Below are 20011 nucleotides of genomic sequence, written 5' to 3' on the forward strand. Positions count from 1 at the left end.
CCTATCCCTGTTCGCGGCGATGTTGAGCCGCGCGGCTTTCAATAAGGGCGGCCGCCACCTGTTCCGCGCGCGGGTCGTAGCTCGCGCCGCGCTGCACGGTGGCGCCGCCTGGACCGATCGTGTATCCGCCGTCGCTTGGCGGCGGCAGCGCGGCTTGACGGTAACCGCTGCCCGAAAGTCGCCAGTCTCGCCAAAGCCGCCAGGCGCCTTGCGCCCGGCCTTGAAGGTCGATGACGTCGCGCAGCGCGTAGCCGCCCGCGACCGAGGCTGCGATTTGGAGGGAAAGAGGCAGCAAGGCGCTTCCGACGCCGCAAAGGATCAAGAATGGCGCGATCACCGTCATTGCGGACGATGCGTCCGTGATCGATCCCAAATTGGTGATGGTGGAGTTCATGAGCGTCAGCAGAAATCCAAGGATTCCATAAACGACGACGGGAACGATCGCATATTGCGCGCAGGTGCGGAGCCACCCGGTGAAGAGGACCGAGCTAAAGTTGAAGAGCGCCATTGCGATGAATAGGGGCCCAAGACCCAGCAGCACGAATAGAGCAATCTTGCCGACCAGCACGAGGCTCACGGCGATCGTGATGAAGACGACTGCGGCGATAAGCAGCACGATGGCGAGCAGCGAGAGGCCGATCGCGGCGCCCCAGCCGCCGGAAGCGGCCACGGTCTTGCCCGCCGTGAGAGCGTTGGTGAAGAGCGTCGAAAGCGTGGAGGAAATCGAAGACTCCGGCGTGCCGCAGTTGGCGCCGCCGACGCCTGAGCAAACCGCTGTCGCCACGCCGTCGGCTCCTTTGGTGAACACATCCACGACGATCGAGGAGAAATCGCCCCAGCTGAAGGCCAATGTGTAGATGACGCCGATGCGAAAGATACGCCATAGGAACGCGCCGGCTGTCAGCGGCGCGCGCCCGTAGATCATTTCATATCCCCAGTATGCGACATAGATCGTCAACGCCACGGTGAACACCGGCGCAAGGCCAGAGGAGATGGACTGATAAATCTGTTGGACCGCCGATGCGGCGGTGGAATCCACCTTCTGAAAAAGCGCCGAGATGATGTCCACGGCGGTTCCTTCCTAATTAGCGATTTATCGGGAGAAGCGGCCCGCAATCGCTCGCCGCTGCAAAGGCTCGTCCAAAAGACCACAAAGAACTGTCGCGCATGCAGGGCGCTATCAGGTCCCTGTGCGCGCAAGCCGAGAGGGCCGTTAGCGCCATCCCGAGCGTGACGATGAAAGCGCCTCTGGCAATTCTTCTTCTCATTGCGCTTACTCTCCTACTGCCCAACCAGCGTGGCCTTCAAAGCGTCGTACGACCACATGTTTGCCAGCTTCGACTGAGCGGCGAGATCCTGCTGCTGCTGAGCATTCAGGGCTGCGTTCGTCAGGTTCACGGCGCCGATCAATTCGTTGATTGTCTGACCCGTTTGAGTCTGGATTTGCGAGTTTTGATCGATCGATCCCTTGATGTCGGGCGCCGAGCCAATTTGTCCCGCCGCTCCTTTGAAGCCCGACGACCTCGTCACCGAGGCGGCCTGAGCGCCAGACACCGCGGCGGTGATGGCGGCGGAGGTGTTAACCGCGCCCGTGTAAGCAAGGTCGGTCGTCGACGCCGCTGAATTCGTTCCGGTGAGCGTTTTGACGAGATTGAGACCGTTGATGATCGAAGACGCCAACGAGCCATAGGAGCCAAGCCCGCCCATCGACAGGGACCCGCCGCCAAGCAGCGAGCTGAGGTCCGGCGCGCTCGAGAGCGAGAAGCCGCCAAGGCCAATCGAGGACAGGCCTCCTGTCGACCGATCGCCGGTCACCGCCGCCAGCGTGTGATTGACCGTCTCGAGAATCTGTTGGTTGGTGTTCATGATCTGCGCAGTGTTCTGCGCCGTCTGCGTCGCCTGGGTCAGTGTCGCCGTGTCGATAACCGGGACTTGCGCCAATGCGGCGGCGCTAAGGAGCAACCAGCTCCCGAGCGACAATGAAAGCAGCGGCTTCCTGATCATGATCTGTCTCCTCTGGCCTCGCCTCACGGTCCCGTGGAACGCGGGACGACAGTCGCATTTGTGTCAGTCATTGCGGAGAGCCCTGTGAGCGTTGCTTTGGCCGGATCGAAGGCCAAAGCATTCGCCGCCCGACTCGCGCCGGCGATAAGGTTCAGCCCGCGCTGATTGAAGAGCCGCGCCGTCAGGCTCGTCACCATGATCGCCTGGTTCCACATTCCGCCGTTGTTGCTGCGCGCGCTGCTGTTTTGGTTCCAGGCGGACTGGGAGAGCGCGAGCGCGCCGATGATGGCGCTGGCGATTTGCGTGTTGCTCTTGTTCCCTTGAATGCCGCTCGCGACCGCGCCCAAAGCCGCGACCGTCTGCGCCACGGTATTCAGATTTAGCGCGGTGACGCTCGTTCCACCGCCGGTGACGGTGGTTTGCACAGCGCTCAAATCCATGTTGGAAACGACCCCAGTGGCGGGCGCCGAGACATTGTTTGCTGAGACGAGATCGGCGCCAGCTGACGGCAATTGGCCCTGCCCCGGGGTCTGCAGGCTTGCCGTAATCCCCTTCGAGGGCTGCAAGGCGCCATCCTTGTAGACCCGCGCTTTGGCCGTGCAATCGGAGATGCTTTTTTCGGTCGTCTCCCGAGCGGCGTCGGTGACGGGCGTATCGGCGAAAGCCGGCCCAGCGGAGGCGAGAAGGGAGGCCGCCAACGGAAATAATCTATGCCGCATGGGAAACCTCCCGCTTCGCGGAGCGCCAATTGCAGAAAATCGGAACCCACACGCGCGGGTCGTCCCCGACGCGGGCGCGCAGCTCTTCGCACTCCTGGACCGTGTCGACGTTCCCGGCGAGAACTTTGACGATATCGAGCATGTTCGAGAGATCGAGCTGCGCGATGACCGAGTCCTGATCGTGTTTGATCAGGAACTGCCGAGAGTCGGGATGGGTGCTGATCACCCACTCGAATTCGCGCTCGGAAAGCTTGAACCCCGTCACATAGCTCTCGAAGTCCGCTTTGGGATTGGGGAAGAAGATGTTGGTCGGCGTCTGCTCGAGCAGCGTGTGCCCCATGGGGGAGGCGACGATATCCTTCGCCGACTGTGTGCCGAAGCCGACGATCCCGTTGAGCTTGCGGATGGTTTTCAGCTTGTCGTTGAGAAAGCCCGCGAACTTGTCGTCGGTCAGAATTTTCCAGCCTTCGTCGATGAACAGCATCATGGGATTGCCGTCCATCATCCCCTCGATTCGGTGGAAGATGTAGCCGAGCGCCGCCGTGCGGATATCGTCATCGTCGAGCACCTTGGTCATGTCGAAGCCGAACACGCCATTCGACGCCGACCACGAGTCGCGATCGTTGTTGAAGAGCCATCCGCGGGCCTTGGTCCAAATGTCGAATCTCGACGCCAGATCCTCTTGGCCGAGCCTCTCGCTGCCCCTGAGCAGATGCGCGACCTCGGCAAAACGCCGATCCTTGATGGGCGCCGCGAAAATTTGATCGACCGCGCCTTCGACGATTTTGAGCTGATGCGCGCCAAGGTCCGAGCCGTCGCGGGGCCGCACCATGAATTTGAGGAGGTCTTCGAGGAATTTGCGGTCTTCAGGGGAGCCTGGAAGCTGCAGGGGGTTGAAGCCGGTCGGAACGCCGGGAACCAGCACTTCATAGCTGCCGCCCATGGCCCGGATGAGCGGATCGGCGCCGCGGTCCTTGTCGAAGAAGGCGACGCGCGGGCGCGGCGTCACCCGCATGGCCTGGCAGAGCAGGAAACCCAGGCCGACGGTCTTGCCCGAGCCGGTCGGACCGGTGACCGTGAAATTGCCGACCTGCCGTCTATGGAAGTTGAAATAATAGGGGGTCTGGCTCGTAGTCTCCAGGATCGAGATCGCCGGTCCCCAGCGATTGCCCTCAGGCCTGCCGACGGCAAAGTTGTGGAGCGAGGCGAAGCCGACGAAATTGCGCGAGGAGATCAGGGAGCGGCGGGCGATATAAGCGAAATTCCCGGGCATCTGCGCCCAGAAGGCAGGCTCGGCGTTCATGTCCTCCCGGACGACGATCGTCCCGAAATTCTGCAGCTCCTGCGTCGCGGCCTGAACGCATTTTTCCATTTCGCGGATGGAGCGGCCGAGGGCGCAGACGGTCAGATGGTGGTAGCCCAGGACCGTTTGGCCGGTGACGAGCTCGTTGCGGGCGGTGTTGATCGCCGCCTCGACCTCGGTCCCCGCTTCGTCCGAAGCGGCGATCTGGCGCTCGACCTTGGCGACATGCGACATGACCGGCGCGCGGTCTTCGAGCGCGAAGGACTGCGAGACGATCAGTTCATGCGGGACGCGCAGGAGCCCGTCGAGCATCCCGGCTCCCGTGTAGGCGGGATACTCGCGGATGGAGAGCATCGCGGCAAAGCGGGTGTCGGCGTCCGACGCTCCTCTGCATTCAAGAGCCTTCTTGCCAAAGGTGATGCGCTTCGTCGGCAGATAGGCGTCAAGCGCCATGCGTGGCAGAGCCATGTGAAACGGCGCCCCGCCGTTCAGCAGCTGCGCCAGGAACTCGCCGATCTCCGTGCAGACGGCGCCGTGGCGCATCCTGCATCCGAGAATTTGGGCGCCATAGCTCGCCATCTCCCTGCAGAAATTGGCGACGACATCGCGCAGCTCCCGCTTGGCCTCGCGCTCGATCTCCTTCCCATCGACGCCGAGTCCCTTGCGGAAAAAGCTCGTCGCCTTGTCCGCTATGCCGACCTTACCCTGAAACCCCCGGCGAATGATCGTTAAGTAAAGGTCGTTCACAAACATGCGCTTATGCGCCTGGTTCGCCATGTAGCGGCGATCGAGCTCTGCGCAGAAGAAGTTGTCGAAGCCGCCGCCGATCTCTGGCGTCACCTCGCGCCGGACGATGTGGGAATAGACGGCGAAGCGGCTGTCGTTCATCGAGCGAATGAGCGTGTTGCGGCTCGAGAGCCGCATGTCGATCTCCGTCTGGTCGGCCGTCTGGAAGCAGAAGCCGCCGACCTTCACCACCATTAGGAAGTGGCCTTCCTTCGTTTTGAGCATGTCCTCGTCGACATGCCGAAGATAAGGGACGTGCTTCGAGACCCCGGCCTCGCGGCCGTTTTGCGCCCCGAATTTCAGGGAATTGAGAATATACGCGGAAAGCTTCGCCACGATCGACCCCCTCACGGCTTGTAGGAGTCGCCGCCCCAAAATCGATGATTTCGGGTGATGGGGCATTTGCCGTAGCGCACGAGCAAAATATCGACGAACCGATTGTCCCGGACCGTCAGCGCGTAAGCGAGGCCGTGGATGGGCGCGAACAGCAAAAACATCAGCAGGTTCTTCGTGTTGATAAAGATGAGAACGATGACGCACCATTCCATCACGAACAGCACATAGGGGACGCCGACCATCATGGGCGGCCTTGTGAGCCCGCCGACAAGCGGATCGAGACGGGGCTTCGCCTGTTGCCGGATCATCAGCCCTGCCCGTTTGTGAGCGACTGGACGATTTGCGCAGCGCCAAAGATCAGAGCCACGCCGACGATGACCGAGAAGGCCCAGGACCAGGGAATCCGCGAGGTGAGCGCGAGATAGCCGACGGCGGCGACGGCGACGGTGGCGGCCGTCGTCGCGAAGGTTCCCGTCATGAATTGCAGGACGCTCGTCAACGCGGTGTTCAGGGGCTGGAAGGTCGCCGTCTGCGCCAGGGCTGAATCGGGCCCGATAATCAGCGCCAATCCGACCATAACGCCCAGGAACATTGCGTCGGAACGCGAAAAAAACGTCATTTACTTTCTCCTTCGTCATCAGGAGCCACATAGAGAACCGACCCGCCGATCCACTGCTGGTCTCTCGCCGAACGGCTCTTTCCGGCTGGCGGCGTCTCGCCTTCTGAGGCTTCCTGAGCGTTCCGGCTCGCCTCGGGGCCGCGCTTTCCGCGCCGCGCCGAAAAATCGCCAAGCCCGTAATATTGATTGGTCACGGCAGCCACGTAACGAACCGTTTCCAAGTTGGCCGGCACGCCTTTCGCCTGGTAAACGCGCTCGCTGCCCGCGTTGTAGGCGGCGGCGACGAGCATCATGTTTCCCTGGAACTGGACGACGAGATCCTTGAGAAACCGCATCGATCCGCGGACATTTTCGACAGGGTTGCAAATGTCCTTGACCCCATATTGGGCGGCGGTCTGCGGCATGAGCATCATCGGCCCGCGCGCGCCCCTCCGGGAATTGAGATTGACGCCGCTTGTCGACTCCTGGTCCAGAATTGCGAGAGCAAGCTTCTCGTCGATGCCTGCGCTCCGCGCCTGGGTTTGAACCAGGTCCCGCAGGCTTTGCGAATCCATCTCGGCCACGCACACTCCTGATTCGACAGGCTCAGTCGACAAGCTCGGCGGAGCCCCTGAACTCGGCGCCAAGGCGACTTTTATAGCTGCCCCTGACGCCGGTTTTTGCTCGTCGGCAGCCGCGATCACGGGAAGAACACAGAGGATGACAAGGAGCGCAATGCGCATGGGGCAATTCCCTGGTGAGCGATCCTCTCTTAACAAAATATAATAAATTGGCAACAACCAAAATCTGCGATATGAAAGCCACTGAAAATGTTGGAACGTCACGAGCGATCGGAAACGTCCCCGCAAATGCCCGAGTGAGAGCGCCGCCATGAAGCATCTCCATGACAGCCAGTACGTCTTCCTTGAACCGATTCGGCCTCCTTTTCCTTTTCTGATCGTCCTAGGAGTTTTGGTGGTTGTCGTCTCGCTGGCGGCCGATTGGCTGAACGGTCTTCCTGTCCAACTTGTCGGTCCGATTCTCTATCCAATCGAGCGCATTTTGAACGCAGTCTTCTTTCCGGACCTGCAAACCCCGCTGCGTCCCAACGGTTCGGCGCTGCTGGTGCTGCTTCCCACGCTCGCTCTCTTCGCCGCGATCTATTTTGCCGCCCGCGGAGTGTTCCGGGCCGTTATGCGCGTTCTCCGGCCTTTCGTCGGGCGTCGCTGATGCGCGCGTTGCTCTCGTCGATTCTGGCGGCTGGGTTCGTCTTGCTGCCCGCGACGGTCTCGGCCGAATCCTTCACGCCGGACCCGGAGCGCTGGCGCCCGGTCGCCTATTCCGATCTTCGCCTTCCGCGGGGAGAAGCGGAGTCCTATGCTTCAATCTGGCAGGATCGGCTCGACGAGAGCAATTCGAAGCCGCCATCGGCGGTCCTTCCGGGGCGTCCGCTCACGGACCCCTCGCTCAGCTACGCCGTCGGCAATCGCGGCGCGTCGGAATGGCACTTCACGATCAACTTTCAAACCAAGCTCGCCGCCCTCACCGTGCTCGACGCGCCCAATGTTTGCACGGACGAATACCCTTCCTCGGCGGCGGGCGTGAAAATCAAAGTCTGTCCGATGCGGCTCGCCATGTTCGAGGCGGACCGCTACGCACTCGTGATCGATGGAGCGGCCTGCTTTCTCGAAAAGCAGCCGCAAGCGCCCATCGAAGACTCCTCCGCGACGCGCACGGAGGTCTCCTATGACATCGCCGCACGCGCGTTCAAAATCCGCTACACGGTTTCGCATGTGGAAATTCCCCAATGCGCGCAAACCGTGCCCCTTCACCCCACGAAATAGCGCCAAGATCGCCGGAGCGCCAATAATGTCCAAGCGACGCCGCCTCTCTTCGCCGTTGATCCGAGCGCTGCGATTTATGACGCAGCCGCTCGCCTCCTTGCGTCAAGCGGAAAGGCAGTGCCCGCACGCTGGCTCTCTACCATTCCATCAGCGCTTCGCGCCTTTGATGCCCGCGCCCGTCCGCGCCTCTCGCTTCGCGTCGGTCGATTCTATGAAGGAATTTTTCATGAGCGTCGCCCTCATTCTCGCGATGCTCGCCTCGTTTCCCGCCAGCGCTCAGCAAATGGTCTCGCACCGACTCTTGGCGCAAACGTTTTCCTTGACTGACTCGAACCTGCAGGCCCGCATTTGGGCGGATCAAGTTCCGGAGATGCTCAAGTTTCGCGAATATCTGCAGTCGACGCCGGGCGGCGCAGATAAGCCGCTCGTCGGCGTCGTCTACACCACGAGCTTCCAGGTCGAAGGAAAACAGATCGTCGTCTCCGTCATCAGGAACAACTGTGCCAACGCTGGCGGCGTTCCGAACCTGCTCTTTTGTCCCACGCGGGTGGCGAGCCTCTCAGGCGGGAAGCTCGAGGTCCTCGGCGATATCGCCGACCTACTTGTCACCGTCTCCGAAGCAGACGCTCCTCAAAACGCCAGGAAAGCGACGATCGCGACTTTCGATCCGCAGACCCATCAAATTACCTTCGCGAACGTCGATGGAGACGAGAGGACAGAGCTCTCGCAAAAGGTCGTCGTGAGATAGCTCTGTATCGGAAAGATCGCAATGAGAGCGTCAACACTCCTTGCATTCACGATCGCAGTCGTTATCTCAGGTCCTGAGGTTGCGTACGCAGATTGTCAGACCGTCAGCGCATCGGACGTCGCCCAAGACATACAAGACTGCCCTTCGGCGAACAACGCGCTGAAAAATAACGCCTGCAATTTCGGCGGCGCCGCGATCGCCGAGTCCGGCGGCAATACCTGCGCTTCAAACGGGAACAATTTCGGCGTCTTGCAGCTGACGCGCTCCAATCTCACGAACACTGGCTACTCGCCGAGCCAGTACCTGAACCTGTCGGCTCAGCAGCAGGTCTGCATTTGGGCGCAACAGGTCGGCAATTCCAACACCAGCGGCGCCTATCAGACGCTCTCCAACAGCGGCAGTGTCAACGGAACCCCGGTGACCGCCGGGATGCTCGCGGCCTGCTTCCAATTTGGTCCGCTGATTTGCAAAAACGACCTGGCTTTCATGCAGGCGAACGGCGGCGCTTGCCCGTCGATCGGCAATGGCGGAGTCAGAGCCACCGGCCAAACGCTAGCCAATGGCGGCGCGAATCTCGACGGAAACAATCAAAGCATTTGTTCCTGGGGACAGTCGATCCAAAACAAGATCAACCAGGCGGCAGCGACCTGCAACGCTTCAAACGGCTCGGGCGGCGGCGGGACCAACTGCCCGGGCGGCGGGACCACGCCCGGCGGCGTCATTCCGCCGTCTCCGGGCAGTGCGCCGGTTTCTCTGCCGGCGAACCTCGCGTAGGAGGGCTCAGCGCATGCCTCTCGCCCGCCTTGGCGTTGCTTGCCGACCACTACTCTGTGCATTCGCGGTAATCGCAGCCTCGACTGCCGACGCTCAACAGGCGGGATCAGCGAACGGAGCTGTTCCAGTAGCTCCGGCGCCAAAGAATGCGCCGCTTCCCGTCTTCGACCTCCCCTCGGCGGGGGTGCAATTCCAAACGGGAGACACCTGGACTCAGGGCGGGCAGACCTTCCGGCTTTATGCGGTCCAGTCCTGCATTCGCGGGACGACCTTCACCAATGCTGCCGGCATAAGGCGCGATTGCGGAGAAGCCTCGATCGCCTATTTCGCCGCACTGATCAAGGACGCCAAACCTCGATGCACGGCGCTTGCAAAGTCGGGCTCCCTCATCTTCGCCGTCTGCGCCGCCCATATCGGCGCTCAAACGCTCGACCTCGGCACAATCCTTATAACGCAGGGCTTCGCCTTCGCCGCCACCGATCCCCACGGCAAACCCGTGGACTTCCAATACGCCGTTGCAGAGGGCGACGCGCAGAAAAGCAGGCGCGGCCTCTGGGCTTCCCCCGATCTGCCTCACCCCTCGGCCATGCTTAGAAGCGCCTACCAGTAAGCCCATTGACCCGTCCGCGCGATGAAGCTCGACGCCGCGACAATAGCCAAAATGCTTGGCGGGAAGCCGGAGGGAGGCGGCTACCTCTGCTCCTGTCCCGTGAAAGGGCACGGCAAGGGGCGCGGCGATCTGCGTCCATCGCTCAGCGTCTCCGACGGAAAACGCGCGCTCGTCTTCCATTGCTTCGCCGGTTGCAAACCCCGTGACATTATCGCTGCATTGAACGCGCTCGCTCCGGACCACGGCCCCAAGCCTTGCTTAGAAACCCGAACCCTTTACAGACCGGCGACGAAATCGAAGACCACGTCCGCCCTTGCACAGAAACTTTGGAAGGCGGCGCTTCCTGTCGCCGGCACGCCTGTCGAGACCTACCTTCGCTCACGCCGCTTGCCGCCGACTCCGCCACCGACCATTCGCTTCCTTCCCTCCTATCGCTATGACGAAACGCGGCGTTTCCCGTGTCTCGTCGCCGCCGTGCAGGCGCCTTCACGGGCGATGGTCGCGATTCAATTGACCTTTCTCGATGCATCCGGGCTTCGAAAGGCCAACGTGCCGCACCCACGGCGCGCGATCGGACCGCTCGGCGATGGGCTTCTGCGCCTTGCGCCCGCCGCTGAGCATATCGGGCTCGCGGAAGGCTTCGAGACGGCCTGGGCTGCGTCGCTGCTTCACGAGAATTTCCCCGTTTGGGCGACGCTTGGCGCCGATCGCTATGCGATCGTCACCCTTCCGCGAGCGTAAGACGCGTCACGATTTTTGCCGACTACGATGCGCCGGGCCTATCGGCCGCTCTTTCGTTCTTCGAGCACCGCCCGGAGCTCGAGGTGTGGATCGCGACGCCGGCAAGGATGGGGGCGGATTTCGCGAGCGTGTTGGGACGGCGATTGGAGAGCGGACACCCGTATCGAATTGTGCACAGGTGATCCAGTATTGCTCTATCGTTCATCGAGCCTGAGGAAATACGGCGTGTGGACATTGCGTTTATTTTTGATCGACAGAAACTGCCGCTGTCGGTGAGGGTCCGATCCCTCAGCGACGGCAAAAAGCCCTCGAAATCGGAGGATTTCGGTGGCGACTGCGCCGCGGCTCACGGCGTTGAAGCTGGGTTCCGAAGGCCTCCGTATCGCCGCCAAGAAGTCTCGGCAAAGCGGACCAAATCCATTTCTCCCCGTCCATAGATCTGCGCGATGCCATTTTCATCGGAATTCAGCCCAACGTCGCTATCTTCAGCAGCAAGCAACACGTCCAAAGCCAACTCCTTTGGAAGGAAAAAGGCGACATAGGGATATTTTGCGTGATGCTGGCCGCCAAAGGCACCTGCGTTGCAGCTCGATACGGGCGTCGCGCCATAGGCCGACATTGCAATCGTCGCTGATGCAACGCCGATATCGAGCCCCCAAAGCGCCGGTTCATCCTCAAACGACGTCGCTTGCAGTTCGAGAAAGGCCGCGAGCTCGGCCTCGGGATGCTCGGCGGTTTTGAGTCGATTTATGATATCTGTCTCCAAGTCGAGTGCCGCACGAACCTCATCCCATGAGAAACCGCGCATGTCGCGATAGCAGCGATTGCCTGCGAGCCACCCTTCCACTTCCGCATGCTCGAGCTCCTCGCTCGATATGTCGGCGAGATCACCCAATTCCGGCTTGCGACGAATTTCGACAGGGAACGAGCGAGGAATCCAAGGCATCTGAGTTTCTTCCCAACGACGAGATGTCACGCTACCGGCCTCTCAGGCGACTGAGCCTTGAAACCCGAGCCTCGGGAATGTGGAAAGGTCCTGCGCGCCCGTTGGAACATATATAGAACATTCTAGACATGGCGCCAAAAAGGCGCCACCCTTGATGCATGAGCGATTCGTCGAAATCGAGCGCAGTTCGCGCTATTGACCGCATCAATCTTCGCCTGTCGCCAGCAATGTTCGAGGCGATCGACGATGCTCGCAGTTCGCGCCCTGGCAACGTATCCCGCAATACCTGGATCGCAGAAGCCATTGAAGAAAAGCTCGTGCGCGACGTCCAATTCGGCAGGCAAGATCCCGATTGGAAGCGTCATGCCTGACTTCTATGAGTTTTTTGCTGGCGGCGGCATGGCTAGGAAGGGGCTCGGCGCAGGGTGGACGTGCCAGTTCGCAAACGACTTCGATCACAAAAAGGCCCTTTCCTATCAAGCTAATTGGGGGACGGGGGGAGAGCTCCTGGTTGGCGATGTTCGAAAGGTCACGGCAAGCCAACTTCCGGGATGCGCCGACCTGATTTGGGGCTCGTTTCCGTGTCAGGACTTGTCTTTGGCAGGGGGCGGCGCTGGCCTCAAAGGTGAGCGGTCGGGAACTTTCTATCCGTTCTGGGACGTAATCGGCGGACTGATCTCGGATAATCGCGCCCCGAAGATCGTCGCCATCGAGAATGTTTGCGGCACGCTCACCTCGCATGGCGGGAAGGATTTCGGCGCGATCTGCAAAACTTTCTCCGAGGCAGGGTACCGATATGGCGCTTTGATCATCAATGCGTCTATGTTCCAGCCGCAATCGCGCCCACGACTATTTGTAATCGGCGTTCACGAGGACATTGCGATCGAAGCTTCTCTCGTCTCGCCAGAGCCGATCGAGCCATTCCACACTCGCGCCCTACGCAGAGCGGTCGATGGAGTATCAGCGCGCCATCGAACAAAGCTAGCATGGTGGAATTTGCCGACCCCGCCCCATCGCAAAGCGACATTCGCCGAACTCATCGAAGAAAACCCGACGAGCGTCGACTGGCATAGCCCGGCTGAGACCAAGCAGCTATTGGCGATGATGTCTGAAGTCAACCTGTCGAAAGTTGAAGCGGCAAAGCGCGCGGGCCGTCGGATGGTTGGCGGAGTCTACAAGCGAACGCGATACGACGAAAATGGCGTAAAGGTGCAACGAGCGGAAATTCGGTTTGATGACGTCGCCGGATGCTTGCGGACGCCAGCCGGCGGCTCCAGCCGACAGACCATCATGGTCGTCGACGGAAATAAGATTCGGTCGCGATTGATCTCAGCAAGAGAAACCGCGCGATTGATGGGTCTCGATGACGACTACAAGCTGCCCAAGAGCTACAATGAGGCTTACCACCTTACGGGAGACGGGGTTGTGGTCGATGTTGTGCGGCATCTCGCACAATATTTGTTCGAGCCAATTCTCGGAGTTAAAGCTCGGGCGGAGAGGGCGGCGTGAGCGTCATCCCTTGCGAACAGGACCCGAACCTTCGCCGTCAGATCGAACAATTCGCAGAGGTGCTCAAGACCCAAGCTCATAGGCTTGGCGACCATGGCCTTGCGGAGAAAGAATTTTACGCCTCGCCGATATTTCGCGGCGCCATTCAACAGGTGCGCGGCGAGTTCTCTGCCACGATGCGAGACAAGCGAGAATTCGTCCAGCATGTGCTCAATCACATGGAAGATCGCGGATTTATAGAAAGCTGGGATCGTGCGAAACGCGGCGTGCTCCACGACTATGTCGTGAATCTGAGAAGCGGGCGCAGCGCAGTCATCGATTTAAAGGGCTGCTTGGACGGCGACAACACTAAGCTTTTTGAGCGGCCGAGCAGCGCCGACGAGTTCGTCATTTGGAGCTTATGCACCAATGTTGGCGCAGATCCACGGAGGAACGCGTGGTCTGGAATTCATACGCGCATCAGCTCCGAAATCATCGCGCGGAACCAGATTGTCGACGGTCTGGTCATATGGGACATGATGTGCGGGACCAGCGGACGTTCCTGTCCGAAGGTGGCGGGGCGTGACAATATCGACCGAAGCACGCTGCTCGGCCCGTTTTGTGCGCCGCCTCCCTGCATCTACGTCTTTCCTGCCTCGACGCCGTCGATCGAGGCGCCGAGCGCGGCGAGCCAACCGATATCGCGCGTTGAGCTCCTTGCCGCATTTCAAGCGTGCTTTGGCTGCCGCGATGACGAGATCGGCTACGTCAATTTCGACATGGCGTTTCGGGCCCACGAGACGATGCGGCGCACGACCATCGTGCGGGGCGGGATTGTCCAGCATTCGTCCGAAATGACGGCGATCCGACGTGGGTAAAGACACCGATCGCCGGGCGCCACGAAATCCGGACTATGTGAATTTTCCTCCGTTTGAAACGGAGGACTTGCGGGAAAATTTGACTAAGTTTCTCGATGCCCCTTTTGACGACGGGGCGGGACAAACGCCAAAGGTCGGACACTACAAATGGGGCGTCTACGCGTTCTTCGATTATGACAGTGAACCCATTTATGTCGGGCAGACCAATGAGATGTTGCGGACCCGGATCCGCCGTCATCTGACGAACCAGCGCACTGACGCTGTTGCGATGTCCGTACTCGATCCTTTCGAAGTTCTCGAAATCGAGGTGTGGCCCTTGCCGCAATTTCAAGACACCAGCCGCGCCGACGTCGGCGCCCGGCAGCATCTCGACGCCCTCGAGCGCCTAATCACGCAACGCGCAATAGAGCAGTCTGAATTCAAAGCCATCTTGAATGAGAAGGATCCCCCTCTTGGTTCACTGGTCGTGGACGCCCCGCCATCACTTCGGGGGAGGATCGTTTCGGAGCACGTATATGAAATCCGATCTCATCCTGACTTCAGAATCGCACGGCGAGCGCTCATAATTTCGCGTCTCGCGCAGGTGATCTCTGAAAGGAAGGTGCAAGGAGGCTTACGGCGCGTGTTACAGACCCAGGCGTTGCGCCTCCAATGGCTTGCGTCCAGGCGGTATGACGCTCTTGGCGGGGCCGCGTCCGTCGGACACGATGGCGACGAAGACTCTTGAAGGGATGCGGGCGCTTTTTCCTGCCGCTGGCGTAGCGAACCATCATCGATAGAATTACAAAGCGCCAAAGCCCGCAGGCCCCTCCTCTGCCGCCGCTGCGTCCACGCAGGATAAGAAGCCTCGTTAGGTCGACTGGGCTTGTTCAAACCCGACCTAAACGCCCTGCCCTGTTCGATTGGACGTGTACGCACATATACCGCCAGTGCATCATGTCTATCGCCGTCGCGCCGCCGGCGACCGCGATCCACAAGACGACAATCATAAGGGAAGCGAGCGACCCGAGCTCATTCCGTCGGAGCGCGCGAACGAGCGTCATGGCGGCTATCGCCACGACCATCATGGCTATCGAGCCTATCCCCTGGTTTCACTCCTTGTGTCGCGTCTTTCTCTTGCTCGCTCCCGTTGGCGGGAGCCCCGGAGAGAGAAGCCCTAGCCGAAACGCCGGCTGACAAGCGCAAGGGACAAGCCCTCGGCTAACGCCGCCCTTTGGGTGCGCTCGCCGGCGCCCCGGCTCACGGGCTCTCACGGGGCGACCGCCTCGCAACGGAGAGAGACCCATGAAAAACCGTTTCGACATTCACCAAGAAATCACAAACTGCATTGTCTCCGCCATCGAGGCCGGCGCGGGAGAATTCAAGCTGCCTTGGCATCGCGCGGCCAGCACCAGAGCCCCGACAAATGAAACCACAGGTCGGGCCTATCGAGGCGTCAATATTCTGTCCCTGTGGATTACGACGCAGGCCTTGGGCTACGAGTCGCACAAGTGGGCGACGTTCAAGCAATGGCAGGAGCGCGGCGCCAACGTTCGCAAAGGTGAGAAGGGCACGCCGATTGTGTTCTACAAAAACTTGGCAGTCGATACGCGCGAAGAATCCGGCGTTGACGGCGAAGAGGGCGGCAAGACGATCCCCTTTGCGCGGGCCAGTTGGGTTTTCAATGCTTCTCAGGTCGAGGGCTACCCGTCGGACGCCCCGACGTTGCCCGAGCGCCCGCTTTTCGAACGCATCGCCAGCGTGGACCATGCGATTGCCGCGACGGGCGCGCGGATCGAATATGGCGGCTCCCGCGCCTGCTACAACCGGCTAACCGACTGCATCAGCATCCCCGACGAAAGAGCCTTCTTCGGAACCGAGACCAGTACTGCGCAGGAAGCCTATTATTCGACCATCCTTCATGAGCTGTCCCATTATGCCGGGCGCCGAGAGCCGCCTCAATCGCGAAAAGGGCAAACGCTTCGCCGATCGAGCCTATGCGTTCGAAGAGCTGATCGCTGAATTGTCGGCAGCGTTCCTTTGCGCGGAACTCGGAATTGCCAATGATCCCCGTCCCGATCACGCGCAGTATATGGCGCAATATCTCACGATCCTGAAAAACGACAAGAAAGCGATCTTCGCCGCCGCCGCGGCCGCCAGCGCCGCGACGGACTATATTTTGGCGTTCAGCCGCAAACCTCAGGAGGAAGCCGCTTAGGCGGCTTCCAGTGTTGTGCACGCAGCATAAGGGATCGCGTCTCCATCCATGTACGGCCCGAGAATATCGACGCCAAAACCGAGTGCGGCCATTGGGACGGCGACCTCATCCTCTGCAAGTGCGCGCGGCCCGTGCTCGTACTCCTTGAGAGCAATTCCCGCGTGACGTTTGCGGCGAGGTTCGAGGGAAAGACCGCCGCCGAAAACATTTTGCTCTTGCCGGCGATACCTTCAGTGTAGTTTGAATTCGTCGCCCATGACTGAAATTTCCGCAGGGCGAATAAGCCCAGCGTGCGCCACCCGCACCGAGTGAAGCTTGCCTTCCAGACTCCTGGTCCAGAAGTCGAGAAATTTGTGCAGTTCCGGGAAATGCGGATGTAGGTCGTATTCCTGCCAGATATAACATTGAACGATCGCGGGTAGTCGGGAAGATGGTAGAGGATATTTGCGGTCGTCAGGCCGTAGCCGTCGAACATAAGCTCCAGTGACTTTCCCTCGAGCGAAAGAGCAGCGATGTCGCCAGAAGCGGCTCACTTCCCGCCTACCTCTTTTGCCTGCCCTACGCTTGCGCTTCGGGAGAAAGCCCACCTCGCGGTGGGCTCTGCAATCACCTTGGCGAATTTCGCTTTTGCCGTAGCTAAAGTCCTTACGTCTCAGAATCACCAGACGCCGTTCAAGGCCGCTGCTTTACGGCTTTTTGCGCAATCTTCTCATTTACTTTCTTGAGTTTCTCGGCGGCGCGCGCCTCGGCGACGACAGCGCGATCATAAGCCTTTTTGGCGACAGTGAGCTTCTTTTCGGCCACCTGATGGGCGGTGGTCGCCGTTGCGAGGGGGTTCCGGGTCCGCTTCTTTGCCGGCGCTTTGCGCGTGGCTTTTTTGACAGCAGCCTTCGCAGTGGCTTTCCGAGCGACTTTCTTCGCCGGGCCTTTGCGAGCGGCTTTCTTCGTGGCGCCTTTACGCGCAGTCTTCTTCGCAGTCGTTCTTCTTGCCATTGTGCACCCCAGTATTTTCATAGACGAATCGTTCGCTACAGCATTTTTGCCAAGCAGTCACGCGATTGCTGACAGAAGCCCTGTGCATTTGGAGCGGTTTCAGCCGTCGATCGAATGGGCGAAATCTCTGCGAGAGCGCCACGGCGGCCTACGGGCGGTTGCCGGCCTTTCCGTCCGAGATCCGTCTTCTCGGAATGGCTCTGGGGCAGCGCTGCTCTATCGGCGAGACTTGCTCTCGTTCGTGTCTCCATCATGCAGCCGGCGCATGCCAGAGGCGACCCGGCCGTCCCTCGACTTTGAGACTGAGCGACGGCATTTCGGCCCAAATTGATACGAGCCACGCGAGCGCTAATTGCGGGAGGCAACTGGTACGGACGCGAACATGCTCTCCCTCCCAAGCTTGGTTTTCGCTGCTAACGCCTTCGTAACCCCCTCGGCCGCCTATTCGCCGCCGGAAGTCGCGAGCCTTCCGCCTGTCGAACTGGCATGCCTGACTTGGGGTACGTCGAGTTGCGACGCCGATCGCTGGCCTCGCCTCCATACGACCGCGACAAACGCCAAACCAGAGGCTCCCGATAGCGCGACCGCTCGCGCGGCGGGCGACGACGTTCGCGTCGATATCAAGGAATGGCGAACGCCCACGCGGGCAGCGCACCCGCACGATCCGTTTGTGACGAGCGATGGAGCGATCTGGTACACCGGCCAAATGGCCAATCTTCTCGGGCGGCTCGATCCTAGAACCGGGCAGTTCCGGGAATACCATTTGAAAACGCCTGACTCGGGGCCGCATGGACTGGTCGCTGACGCGAATGGCGCAATCTGGTTCACAGCAAGCTTCAAGGGCTACATAGGCAAGCTTGACCCCACGACCGGGGACGTTCGCGAATTTAAGCTTCCCGACCCGGCCGCCCGAGATCCCCACACCCCCGTCTTCGACCAGAAGGGGAACCTGTGGTTCACCGTCATCGGCGGGAACATGCTCGGCCGTCTCGATCCCGCGGCGGGCGACATTAAACTCATCCCGTCGCCGACCGCCCATTCGCTTCCCTATGGCTTGTTGGTAAACTCCAAAGGGGTTCCCTTCTTCGCCGAGTTCGGCTCGAATAAAATCGCGCTCGCCGATCCCGCGACGATGAAGATTAAGGAATTCACCCTCTCGAACCCCGACGCGCGCCCGCGGCGGATCGCGGCGACGAGCGACGACGCCATTTGGTACACGGACTACGCCAGAGGATATCTCGGCCGCTTGGACCCGAAGACCAGCGAGGTCTCGGAGTGGCCGTCGCCAGGCGGGCGAGACTCCGGCCCCTACGCGATCGCTGTCGTCGACGACGTCATTTGGTACGTAGAGTCGGTAGCCTCGCCGAACATGCTGACGCGCTTCGATCCTAAAAGCCAGACATTCGAGCGGTGGCCGATACCCTCGGGCGGCGGCGTGGTCCGCAACATGGCGCCGACGCCCGACGGCGGCCTCGCGCTCGCGTGCAGTGGGGTCAACGCGATTGCGCTCGTCGACATCGCCAGAAGAGCGCAGTGACATGCCAGTCGCCCTGTCCCAAGGCAGCGAACTGCTGAGGCCGATATATTCCAGACGCGGCTTCCTCCCGGACGTCGATCCACTCGCTGCGTTCCCTTCGGGCTCGCCCTACGCCGCGCTGGACGAGATCGGGCGCGACCTGCCGAGCCTGCTTTACGACAGGGGCTTTCGGGCGTATGCGCGCGCCCTGGATATTCCGAAGTGGGAAGACCCCCTTTCCGCAGAGACGCTGCCGCAGCTTCGTCTCTACTACTTGCGGGTCTGCTTCCTCGCTTCCGCCTATGTCAACCAGGTCGGCGAGGAGCCGGCGACGACTCTCCCCCACAACCTTGCCGGACCTCTTGTTGACGTGGCGAGGCTGCTCGGGCGCCCGCCAATCCTGAGCTATGACGGCTATGCGCTGTACAATTGGAAACGGTTCCGCAAGGACGGCCCGATCGAGCTTGGCAACATCGACACCATCCAGAATTTCGTCCACCTGTACGACGAGCGTTGGTTCATCCTCGTCCATGTCGAGATCGAGGCGATTGCAGCCGAGATCCTCTGCGCGATCGCCACGATCAAGCAGCGGCTGGCGGATAAGCCGGGCGCGGATCTCAGCGCCGAAGTGTGGCGCATCGCAAACGCCGTCGATCGACAGGTCGATGTGCTCAAGCGCATTCCCGAGCACATGGACGCCACGCTCTACTACAGGACCTTCCGGCCCTACATCCGCTTCTTCGAAAACGTGACCTACGAGGGCGTCGACCACGCCCCCATGCAGTTTCGGGGCGAAACCGGGGCGCAAAGCAGCATCATGCCGACGTTGATCGCCTTCATGAAAATTCCCCACCGGCGCACGCTCTCACGGATCACCTCGACGATATGCGCAACTACATGCCGGCCGAGCATCGGGCGCTGATCGAGGAGGTCGCAGCCATGCCCGACATTCGCAGTGCCGCTGTCACGGAACCCTTCAACGCCATCCTCGACGCGATGGCGGCCTTTCGCCGTGTCCATTACCGCTGGGCCGAAGAATACATCAGCCGCTGGACTGATGATCCGCGAGGAACCGGCGGCACCCCCTATATGGAATGGCTGCAACAGATGCTGGTCGAAACCGAGGCGCACCGCCTTTGAGCTGCAAAGGCAGGCGAGACGGAACGACGGCGCGCCAGCGAAGGAGTTCGAGGATGAAAACGGTTGCTATAGACGGCTACGGCGAAGCGGATCTGAGGCTGAGCGACTAGCCCGACCCACGTCCCGGCGACGAAGAGATGCTCATGCAGGCGCGCGCGGCCGCCGTATACCACTTGCATTGGAAAATCCGCCAAGGGCAATTGCGGCTCTTCGTCCGCTTGCGCTTTCCCTATGTGCTCGGGTCGGACATTGCCGGCGAGGTCGTGTCGGTTGGCGTACGCGCCAATAAGTTTAAGGCAGGCGACCCGATCTTCGCGTTCAGCGATCCAAGGCGAGGCGCAGGCTGACCGGGAACGGGAAATAGAGCCAGACGGCGTGGGCGATGATCTG

At 60.7% G+C, this 20011-nt stretch carries 23 protein-coding genes and 2 pseudogenes; 16 read left to right on the plus strand and 9 right to left on the minus strand.

From position 1 onward, the window contains the following. Nucleotide 1 precedes the first annotated feature (1 nt). From MET49242_RS00830 to MET49242_RS00860, 7 genes are all read right to left on the minus strand, one after another. Complete coding sequence (locus MET49242_RS00830; protein ID WP_036279562.1) at nucleotides 2-1069, minus strand: type IV secretion system protein; 1068 nt, start codon at nucleotides 1067-1069, stop codon at nucleotides 2-4. Nucleotides 1070-1281: 212 nt separating this feature from the next. Continuing rightward, nucleotides 1282-2004 carry a type IV secretion system protein gene (locus MET49242_RS00835; protein ID WP_036279566.1) on the minus strand — a complete coding sequence of 241 codons (723 nt, stop codon included), beginning with the start codon at nucleotides 2002-2004 and terminating at the stop codon, nucleotides 1282-1284. 23 nt (nucleotides 2005-2027) lie between these two features. Continuing rightward, nucleotides 2028-2723, minus strand: a complete 696-nt coding sequence (locus MET49242_RS00840) for a hypothetical protein (RefSeq protein ID WP_144259398.1) — start codon at nucleotides 2721-2723, stop codon at nucleotides 2028-2030. After that, a complete protein-coding gene (locus tag MET49242_RS00845) occupies nucleotides 2713-5148 on the minus strand; it encodes a VirB4 family type IV secretion system protein (RefSeq protein WP_036279747.1) in 2436 nt (811 codons plus the stop codon). Before MET49242_RS00845 ends, MET49242_RS00840 begins: the two co-directional genes overlap by 11 nt. A gap of 11 nt (nucleotides 5149-5159) precedes the next feature. Next, the gene (locus MET49242_RS00850) at nucleotides 5160-5456 is read right to left on the minus strand and encodes a type IV secretion system protein VirB3 (protein ID WP_036279571.1); all 297 of its coding nucleotides are present in this window, start codon (nucleotides 5454-5456) and stop codon (nucleotides 5160-5162) included. After that, on the minus strand, nucleotides 5456-5767 hold the full coding sequence (locus tag MET49242_RS00855) for a TrbC/VirB2 family protein (protein ID WP_036279574.1): 312 nt from the start codon (nucleotides 5765-5767) through the stop codon (nucleotides 5456-5458). Before MET49242_RS00855 ends, MET49242_RS00850 begins: the two co-directional genes overlap by 1 nt. Further along, nucleotides 5764-6489, minus strand: coding sequence for a lytic transglycosylase domain-containing protein (locus tag MET49242_RS00860; protein WP_244430616.1), 726 nt, complete (start codon nucleotides 6487-6489; stop codon nucleotides 5764-5766). Before MET49242_RS00860 ends, MET49242_RS00855 begins: the two co-directional genes overlap by 4 nt. Before the next feature lie 148 nt (nucleotides 6490-6637). Here MET49242_RS00860 and MET49242_RS00865 point away from each other — a divergent pair, with 148 nt between their 5' ends. From MET49242_RS00865 to MET49242_RS00890, 6 genes are all read left to right on the plus strand, one after another. Beyond that, a complete protein-coding gene (locus MET49242_RS00865; protein ID WP_036279576.1) occupies nucleotides 6638-6976 on the plus strand; it encodes a hypothetical protein in 339 nt (112 codons plus the stop codon). Further along, nucleotides 6976-7590 (plus strand): hypothetical protein, encoded by a 615-nt coding sequence (locus tag MET49242_RS00870; RefSeq protein ID WP_036279578.1) that lies wholly within the window; start codon nucleotides 6976-6978, stop codon nucleotides 7588-7590. The genes MET49242_RS00865 and MET49242_RS00870 overlap by 1 nt, the downstream gene beginning before the upstream one ends. Nucleotides 7591-7816: 226 nt before the next feature. Beyond that, a complete protein-coding gene (locus MET49242_RS00875; RefSeq protein WP_036279580.1) occupies nucleotides 7817-8338 on the plus strand; it encodes a hypothetical protein in 522 nt (173 codons plus the stop codon). A gap of 21 nt (nucleotides 8339-8359) precedes the next feature. Then, a complete protein-coding gene (locus MET49242_RS00880; protein WP_036279593.1) occupies nucleotides 8360-9112 on the plus strand; it encodes a hypothetical protein in 753 nt (250 codons plus the stop codon). Nucleotides 9113-9296: 184 nt separating this feature from the next. Further along, nucleotides 9297-9722, plus strand: a complete 426-nt coding sequence (locus MET49242_RS00885) for a thermonuclease family protein (protein ID WP_244430618.1) — start codon at nucleotides 9297-9299, stop codon at nucleotides 9720-9722. 21 nt (nucleotides 9723-9743) lie between these two features. Continuing rightward, nucleotides 9744-10463, plus strand: coding sequence for a hypothetical protein (locus tag MET49242_RS00890; protein WP_051133895.1), 720 nt, complete (start codon nucleotides 9744-9746; stop codon nucleotides 10461-10463). Nucleotides 10464-10809: 346 nt separating this feature from the next. On the opposite strand, the gene MET49242_RS00895 is transcribed toward MET49242_RS00890, so the two are convergent. Continuing rightward, the gene (locus MET49242_RS00895) at nucleotides 10810-11409 is read right to left on the minus strand and encodes a hypothetical protein (protein ID WP_036279595.1); all 600 of its coding nucleotides are present in this window, start codon (nucleotides 11407-11409) and stop codon (nucleotides 10810-10812) included. A 158-nt stretch (nucleotides 11410-11567) separates the two neighbouring features. Here MET49242_RS00895 and MET49242_RS00900 point away from each other — a divergent pair, with 158 nt between their 5' ends. The 6 genes from MET49242_RS00900 to MET49242_RS26305 all read left to right on the plus strand — a co-directional run bounded on the left by MET49242_RS00900 (nucleotide 11568) and on the right by MET49242_RS26305 (nucleotide 15972). Then, entirely contained in the window at nucleotides 11568-11780 is a 213-nt protein-coding gene (locus tag MET49242_RS00900) for a hypothetical protein (RefSeq protein ID WP_036279598.1), read from the plus strand. Beyond that, nucleotides 11773-12918, plus strand: a complete 1146-nt coding sequence (locus MET49242_RS00905) for a DNA cytosine methyltransferase (RefSeq protein ID WP_036279600.1) — start codon at nucleotides 11773-11775, stop codon at nucleotides 12916-12918. The genes MET49242_RS00900 and MET49242_RS00905 overlap by 8 nt, the downstream gene beginning before the upstream one ends. Next, the gene (locus tag MET49242_RS00910; RefSeq protein WP_036279602.1) at nucleotides 12915-13775 is read left to right on the plus strand and encodes a hypothetical protein; all 861 of its coding nucleotides are present in this window, start codon (nucleotides 12915-12917) and stop codon (nucleotides 13773-13775) included. The genes MET49242_RS00905 and MET49242_RS00910 overlap by 4 nt, the downstream gene beginning before the upstream one ends. Continuing rightward, nucleotides 13768-14502 (plus strand): GIY-YIG nuclease family protein, encoded by a 735-nt coding sequence (locus MET49242_RS00915; protein ID WP_036279604.1) that lies wholly within the window; start codon nucleotides 13768-13770, stop codon nucleotides 14500-14502. The genes MET49242_RS00910 and MET49242_RS00915 overlap by 8 nt, the downstream gene beginning before the upstream one ends. A gap of 557 nt (nucleotides 14503-15059) precedes the next feature. Next, a complete protein-coding gene (locus tag MET49242_RS00925; RefSeq protein WP_256378554.1) occupies nucleotides 15060-15776 on the plus strand; it encodes an ArdC family protein in 717 nt (238 codons plus the stop codon). Further along, entirely contained in the window at nucleotides 15691-15972 is a 282-nt protein-coding gene (locus tag MET49242_RS26305; RefSeq protein WP_256378555.1) for a zincin-like metallopeptidase domain-containing protein, read from the plus strand. Before MET49242_RS00925 ends, MET49242_RS26305 begins: the two co-directional genes overlap by 86 nt. A gap of 230 nt (nucleotides 15973-16202) precedes the next feature. Here MET49242_RS26305 and MET49242_RS23710 read toward each other — a convergent pair. Then, nucleotides 16203-16447: pseudogene (locus MET49242_RS23710) on the minus strand (usg protein). A gap of 221 nt (nucleotides 16448-16668) precedes the next feature. On the opposite strand from MET49242_RS23710, the gene MET49242_RS24605 reads away from it, so the two are divergent. From MET49242_RS24605 to MET49242_RS00945, 4 genes and pseudogenes are all read left to right on the plus strand, one after another. Continuing rightward, complete coding sequence (locus tag MET49242_RS24605; protein ID WP_144259399.1) at nucleotides 16669-17037, plus strand: hypothetical protein; 369 nt, start codon at nucleotides 16669-16671, stop codon at nucleotides 17035-17037. 691 nt (nucleotides 17038-17728) lie between these two features. Beyond that, nucleotides 17729-18502, plus strand: coding sequence for a hypothetical protein (locus MET49242_RS00935; RefSeq protein WP_144259400.1), 774 nt, complete (start codon nucleotides 17729-17731; stop codon nucleotides 18500-18502). A 1-nt stretch (nucleotide 18503) separates the two neighbouring features. Continuing rightward, nucleotides 18504-19621 (plus strand): annotated as a pseudogene (locus MET49242_RS00940) (hypothetical protein). Nucleotides 19622-19758: 137 nt separating this feature from the next. Then, the gene (locus MET49242_RS00945) at nucleotides 19759-19968 is read left to right on the plus strand and encodes an alcohol dehydrogenase catalytic domain-containing protein (RefSeq protein ID WP_036279608.1); all 210 of its coding nucleotides are present in this window, start codon (nucleotides 19759-19761) and stop codon (nucleotides 19966-19968) included. The last annotated feature ends 43 nt before the right edge of the window (nucleotides 19969-20011 follow it).

The organism is Methylocystis sp. ATCC 49242 (assembly GCF_000188155.2).
GTDB lineage: Bacteria > Pseudomonadota > Alphaproteobacteria > Rhizobiales > Beijerinckiaceae > Methylocystis.